Annotated in this window: 4 protein-coding genes; 1 reads left to right on the plus strand and 3 read right to left on the minus strand. The window is 67.7% G+C overall.

All coding sequences use genetic code 11. The features are described 5' to 3' along the window. The first annotated feature begins 52 nt into the window (after window positions 1-52). Window positions 53-475, plus strand: coding sequence for a hypothetical protein (locus ASF81_RS07275; protein WP_055753852.1), 423 nt, complete (start codon window positions 53-55; stop codon window positions 473-475). Window positions 476-553: 78 nt separating this feature from the next. Here ASF81_RS07275 and ASF81_RS07280 read toward each other — a convergent pair whose 3' ends face one another. Genes ASF81_RS07280 through ASF81_RS07290 form a run of 3 tightly spaced genes read right to left on the minus strand, consistent with a single transcriptional unit; the run spans window position 554 to window position 5,045 of the window. Then, on the minus strand, window positions 554-1,462 hold the full coding sequence (locus tag ASF81_RS07280) for a hypothetical protein (RefSeq protein WP_055806855.1): 909 nt from the start codon (window positions 1,460-1,462) through the stop codon (window positions 554-556). A gap of 17 nt (window positions 1,463-1,479) precedes the next feature. Beyond that, window positions 1,480-4,191, minus strand: coding sequence for a fimbria/pilus outer membrane usher protein (locus ASF81_RS07285; protein ID WP_156363175.1), 2,712 nt, complete (start codon window positions 4,189-4,191; stop codon window positions 1,480-1,482). Next, complete coding sequence (locus ASF81_RS07290; protein WP_162237581.1) at window positions 4,188-5,045, minus strand: fimbria/pilus periplasmic chaperone; 858 nt, start codon at window positions 5,043-5,045, stop codon at window positions 4,188-4,190. Before ASF81_RS07290 ends, ASF81_RS07285 begins: the two co-directional genes overlap by 4 nt. Window positions 5,046-6,401 lie beyond the last annotated feature (1,356 nt).

The raw sequence follows: 6,401 nt of genomic DNA on the forward strand, positions 1-6,401 counted from the left end.
TTAACGGGCGGCGTTCTAGTGTTCCTCTGCAATGTGCAGATCGGAACCGCAGATGACCCAAGGTATCCTTCGCGCTCTCGCCGCCGCCACGCTCGGGCTCGGCCTGGTCGCCGCCGCCGCTCCCGCCTTCGCCGGGCCGACCGCAGGCGGCACCTATCGCCTTCGCGCCACCGTGCCTGTCGCGTGCTGGGTCAAGCCCACCTCGCCCGTCCTCGCGGCCGCCGGTCGCTCTGGAGAAGTGGTCGAGGCCTGCAACAGCCCCGGCGGCTTCACCGTCTCGGCCCAGTATCGCCCGTTGTCGCTGACCGAAAAAGCAGTGATGTTCTATGGCGACCGGACGTTCGATCTGGACAAGTCCGGCATGCAGACCCTGCGCCGCTCCAGCATCGCGACGATCCGTTCGGTGTCCTATCGCTTCGACGAAGTCGAACTGGAACAGCCTTTGATCCTGGCCCTGACGATCCAGCCGATCTGATCGACGGCGACATGCATCTCAATTGAAAAGAGGCGGGGACGCGCGACGTCCCCGCCTCTTTTTGTTTGGCGCCGGCGCTTAAAGCGCGGCGACCGTAAAGGTCAGGATGTCGGAATAATCGCCGGCGCGCTTTCCGGTCGTGCTGCCGACGCTGATCGTCAGCGGATAGTCGTCCAGTCGCGCGCGACGCGACACCACATCGACCCGACCGCCGCGCGACAGGTCCATGTCGCGATCGCCCAGCACCAGACCATAGGGCACATACCATTCGCTGGCGCCCTGACGCAGGCGGCCCTGGTTCTGCGAGGCCACCGAGACGCTGTATCCGGCCGTGCTCAGAACATAGAGGGTCGTGCGCAGCTGCCGAACACCTTGGGTCAGTTCCCCCAGGTCGATCGTCGGCGTGCCGCCGTTGCGACGAAACTCGCCCTTCAGACCCATAACGGCGGCCGAAGGCACCTGGAGGCTGAGCGTGACGGGTTTTTCCGCCAGCGGTCGGCCGTCCGGCGTTTCCAGATTGATGAAGGCGTTCTGGGAATAGAGACCGGCCGACAGGGTTTCGGAAGGTGCGGCGGTGAAGGAGAAGCGCATCAGCCCGCGCTCGCCCGCGGCGAGTTTCAGAGGCCGTACGCCGATGCGACGCGCGCTCTGACCGGCGCGGGGCGTCACGTCGGCGCCGCCGCGTTCGTCGACCAGGGCGTAGGCCATGCGCGGGCCGCCGGCATCGTGCGTCAGGCCGAACTGTTCGCCGCGCAGCTCGACCCGACTGACGGCGGTGCAGGGGGCGTCGCCCTGGTTGACCACGGCGACGTCGAACTCCTGGACCGCGACGTCCTGATCGAACGGGTCGTAGCGCATGGCCCAGTTGTCGGCGCCGGACTCGACGGACAGGCGACAACCCTGACTCTGAGCCAGGGCGGGCGCGGCCCCGATCAGGGTCGCCGCGGCGGCGGCGGTCATCAGGACGGCGGTGCGGACACGGGTCATTTCAGCCTCCTCGGCTCTCAGTCTTCGGGCACGTCGAGCGGCACATTGACGACCTGCAGGTCGAGCAGGCCCTCGTTGTCGGCGGGAACGGTGAATTCGAAGCCCAGGGCGGGCGTCGAGAACAGCTCGACGCGATAACGCTTGCCCGGCTCCAGGTTCTGCATGGCGAACCGGCCGACGGAGTTGGTGAAGAACAGCTCCGGCGCGGCCGTCGGATAGTCGGCGGGGCGGATGCGCCCGGACATCAGGGCCACGGGCCGGCCGGCGTTGCCGACCAGGCGGCCCAGGGCGCTGACGAACTTGGCGCTGCCGACCTCGATGGCGTAGCCGCTCTTATAGGTCGGGCGCACGCGGGCGATGCCGTCGCCGATGTTGTAGCCCAGCGGCGCGTCCAACACGTCGTAGCGGACGGACTGGTTTACGTAGGCGGTCAGGTTGTTGGCGACGGCGCCGCCGAGCAGGCCGCTGCGGCCCGTGTAGCGGCCGCCCTGGAAGCTGTCGCCGACGATGACCGAGTGATCGCGGATCGTCTCATGCGGATAGACGATGGCGAAGCTGTCGTAGATGTTGCGCCCGACCGCCACCTTGCCGCCCGTGGTCGACAGGGACGAGCCGACGCGCAGGGTCGTGACCTGCTCTTCGGTGATGTCGGAGAAGTTCTGGCCAAAGGTGGTGTGGCTGAGGCTGGCGTCGAAGCGGTTGGCGACGTAGTCGACCTGGCCGGTCAGGGTCGACGGGCCGTCGTCATAGGTCGAGGTCAGCGAATAGCCGTAGGAGCCGACGCGGTTCTCGGTCGACTGCTGGAAGCGCACGCTGCCGCTGTTGCGCGCGGTGTTGTAGCGCGCCTCGGCGCGACGATCGTAGCGCGGCTGCCAGATCAGGGCGAAGGTGGCGCCGAAGCCGTCCGAGCGGAAACCGCCGAAGGTCGAGCCGAAGTCCGAATACTCCAGGCCCAGCTGCGCGCTCCATTGCGGGGCGAAGCGATAGGTGCTGGTGGCGTTGATCGAATAGGAATCGTCGATGAAGTCGCTGCGGCTCATCCGATAGGAGGCGCTGACGTTGGCCAGCCAGTCCTGCGAGAACTGGTGGGAATAGCCGCCCGAGAAGATCCACGAGGTGGGATTCTGGGCCGTGGGATTGCCGATGGTGGCGAAATCCTCGGAGGTGTAGTCGGCCACCACCGTCCAGCTGTCGTAGGTGTCGCCCAGGTCGACGATGTGGTCGAAGCCCAGGGCGAAGGCGTAGCCCGCGCCGGGATCGCCGTTGCTGACGGCGGCGTCCAGGCGCACCCGCGCGCCGTTCTTGAGGATCAGCTGGCTCTGGCCCGAAACGGTCTGAGCGTCCTCGGACGCCTGCAGGCCGATGCCCACGGCGGGGCGGTTCTCGAACGCCTTGCGCCAGAAGCCGGTGAAAGCGACCTTGCCCTCGGAATAGTCCGGCGAGCCGAACACCCCGTTGTTCACCGCTCCCACATAGGCGCCGTATTCATAGTCGCCGGGTTCCAGCTCGATCGCGTCCAGATAGGCGCTGTAGGAGACGGTCTCAGCGCGGCCGGAATCGTTCTGGATCTCCAGCTGGATGTCGTTGGAGCCGGTTTCCAGCGGCAGGTTGGTCAGGTCGTACTGGCCGGGGTCCAGGCGAAATTCGCGCACGAAGACGCCGTTCCTCAGCACACGGACGGTCGAGGCCTCCTGCAGCACCAGCTGGCGGCCGCCGGCCAGGACGTTGTTGCGGAAGGAATCGAACCGCATCCGCTGGCGCGACACGCCGACACCGCCCAGTTCGGAAAAACCCTGGCGGCCGCGGATTTCCGGCTCCAGATCCCCCAAGTACCAGCGGCGATAGTCCTCGGGCTGGTCATAGACGAAGCGGGCGTAGCGACGCTCGACCTCGTAGTCGCCGGTGAACAGGTCCTCGCGGCCCTGCACGTCCGCCTCGAACACCAGGCGCTTGAAGCGGATGGCGCCGTTCAGGAAGACGCTGGGCGTCTGAACGTCGCCGGTCGATTCCCGGCGCTGGACCGACAGGTTGGTGTTTAGATAAGCGCTGAAATTCTCGGGCGGCAGGCCGGGTTCCTCGGGGCTGCCGCCGCGGAACAGGGATTCGACCGAGCGTTTGGTGGGGTCGATGCGCAGCACCAGGACCGCCAGTTGCTCCGGGTCGTAGTCCAGCTGGATGCCGGTGTCGTTGATCTCTTCCGGCGCGAAGGAGTCGACGCCCTGCAGGCGGGCGGCCAGCTCCTGCTGCGCCTCGGGCGTCAGCAGCGGGTCGATCAGGGTCTTGAAGCCCGCGCTTTCGACGATGAAGCGGTCGTCGCGGGTCAGGACGACGGGCAGTTCCCCCAGCACGCGGCTGTTGAAGTTCAGCGGCACCGTCATCGGGATGTCGCGGTCGTAGGGGTTGATGTCGCGACGGGCCGCGGGCGCGGCGGCGGGAACCGACGCCGGGGTCGCGGGCGGCGCCGGCGTTTCGGCCGGGGCCGGGGCGGGCTCGGGCGTCGGCGAAGTCGACTGGACCGGCGCCGGGGCGTCCTCGACGGCGGCGACGGCGGCCTGGGCGGCGGCCAGGCTCGCGCGGTTCAACGCGGCGGTGGCGTCACGCGCGGTCTGTGCGGCGTCGTCGACCGCCTGGCCCATGCCCTGGACCGCCGCCTGGGCGGTCGTGTTCGGCAGGCACGCCAGCCCCCAGGCCAACGCCAACGCCGAGACGCTTCCCCCGAGGCGTCTCATCGTCCGAACCGAAGCGTGACGGGCTTGGCCGGATCCAGTGCCACGCCGGTGGGCAGCTTGAAGGTGCGCTTGGCGCCGCCGGGGGCCAGGTAGCCGACGCCGACGGTCTTGGAGATTTCGCCGCTGTCGTATTCGCGGCGGAAGGGCTGGCCGGCGGTGTCGGTGCCTTCGACGATCCAGGTGGCGCCGCTCATCAGGGCGTAGCGCTTGCCGGTGTTGGAGACGACGACCTCGACGCCCGGCTCCTCGGGCGGGGGCGGCGGGGCAGCGCCGTTCGACAGGCTGGGGTCGATCTCGGGCGCGGGCGGGCTGACCATGGCGGGGGTCACGGAAACCACCTCGACCCTGGGTTCGGCCCCAGGCGGCGCGACCACGATCAGCGCCTTCATGGTGTAGAGCACCTGCACCGAGACGGCGCCGCTGTCTTCGGGCACGGCGTCGGGATCGGTGGCCACCGGCAGCTGGCGGACCCAGAGATAGTAGGCGCGCGAGGTGTCGATGGCGGCGTCGCCGACCCACTGGACGCGCACGACCTGGCGGCCGGCCACCGGCACCACGCCCTGCGGCGGGAAGACCAGGAAATCCTCGTCGGCATCGGTCTCGACGATGTTGCCGTCGGCGTCGATGTCCATGCGGGTGATGCGCGTCTCGAACGGCAGGGCGGCCGAGCCGACGTTGCCGACCTCGATCCGGGCGGCCGATCCGGCGCCGGTGGTGGTCAGCTCCGAGACCATTGGCGAGACGCGCATGGCCCAGGCGGCGCCGGCGGTGGCCAGGATCAAGATCCCGGCGCCCAGCAGGCAGGCCGCCGTCACGGCCGCGCGGCCGAAACGAAGCTTCAGCGATGAAAACATGGCAGTCTTTCCCCCGAAGGCCGATCTGGCGCCGGCTTTTGGAATCCCGTCGCGAGCCGTCGCGCCGAATCCTTTGCAAGCGTCGCGCCAGCCGACCCCCAGCATGGCGTAACAATGGTGACCGAAACGCAAACAGGGGGGCGCGAAGGCCCCCCTGTCGCGTCAGGTCGACGAACCGATCCGAAAGATCAGAAAGCGGCGATGTTGACGGTCAGTTGGCCTTCGTAGTTGCCGGCGAGCAGCGACTTCGAGGGGACCGGGATGTTGACGTCCAGCGACATNACGCTCTTCCGATCTAACCGATCCGAAAGATCAGAAAGCGGCGATGTTGACGGTCAGTTGGCCTTCGTAGTTGCCGGCGAGCAGCGACTTCGAGGGGACCGGGATGTTGACGTCCAGCGACATGGCCGACTTCCAGGCGCCGTGGCTGGCCTGGGTCGAGTTGGCGTTCAGGCCCAGGTTGATCCAGTTGCCGTTGGTCGCGGGCGTGGCCGAGCCGACGGCGCCGGCGGTGTAGTTGCCTTGGACCGAGTAGGGCAGGTTGGCCTGGAAGACGTTGGAGTCATAACCGGCGCCCGAGTTGTTCACCAGGCCGCGGATGTCGTTCTTGGACACGGTCACGGTGTTGGAGGTGTTGCAGCCGGCCAGGTTGGTGTCGATCGACACGTTCGCCGGGGCGGTCATGTCAAAGGCGTTGGCCGGGCCGGTGTTGTCCGAGGCGTAGATGCCGATGGTGCCGAAGTCGATCGTGGTCGAGGCGTTGCCGGTGTAGTAGGCGCAGTCCGTCGACACGGCGCCCTTCAGGGTGAAGGTCGCGCCGNTAGATGCCGATGGTGCCGAAGTCGATCGTGGTCGAGGCGTTGCCGGTGTAGTAGGCGCAGTCCGTCGACACGGCGCCCTTCAGGGTGAAGGTCGCGCCGGCCTGGTTGGAGGCCGTGCCGTTGTTGTCTGCGGCGCCGCCCGTGATCAGCAGCAGCGACACGTCGCCTTGGTTGTTCGGGCCGTTGACGTAGTTTTCAGCCAGGTTCAGTTGGGCCGTACCGGTGTAGGTGCCGATGGTGCTTTGCGCGTTGCCGTTGGCGTCATACGGGCCGCTGGCCGAGCCTTGGTAGAGCGGGGCGCCGGCCAGGGCCGGAGCGGCGGTCAGCGCGAGAGCGGCGACTCCGGCGAGAAGAGCTTGAAGCTTCACAGTAGTTCTCCCTTAACGAGAAGCGGGCGCCGACGGAATGTCGACGCCCTTGGGTCTCAAGCCGTTCTGAAAGATCAGAAAGCGGCGATGTTGACGGTCAGTTGGCCTTCGTAGTTGCCGGCGAGCAGCGACTTCGAGGGGACCGGGATGTTGACGTCCAGCGACAT

The organism is Brevundimonas sp. Leaf168 (assembly GCF_001423685.1).
In the GTDB taxonomy this organism is placed as follows: domain Bacteria; phylum Pseudomonadota; class Alphaproteobacteria; order Caulobacterales; family Caulobacteraceae; genus Brevundimonas; species Brevundimonas vesicularis_C.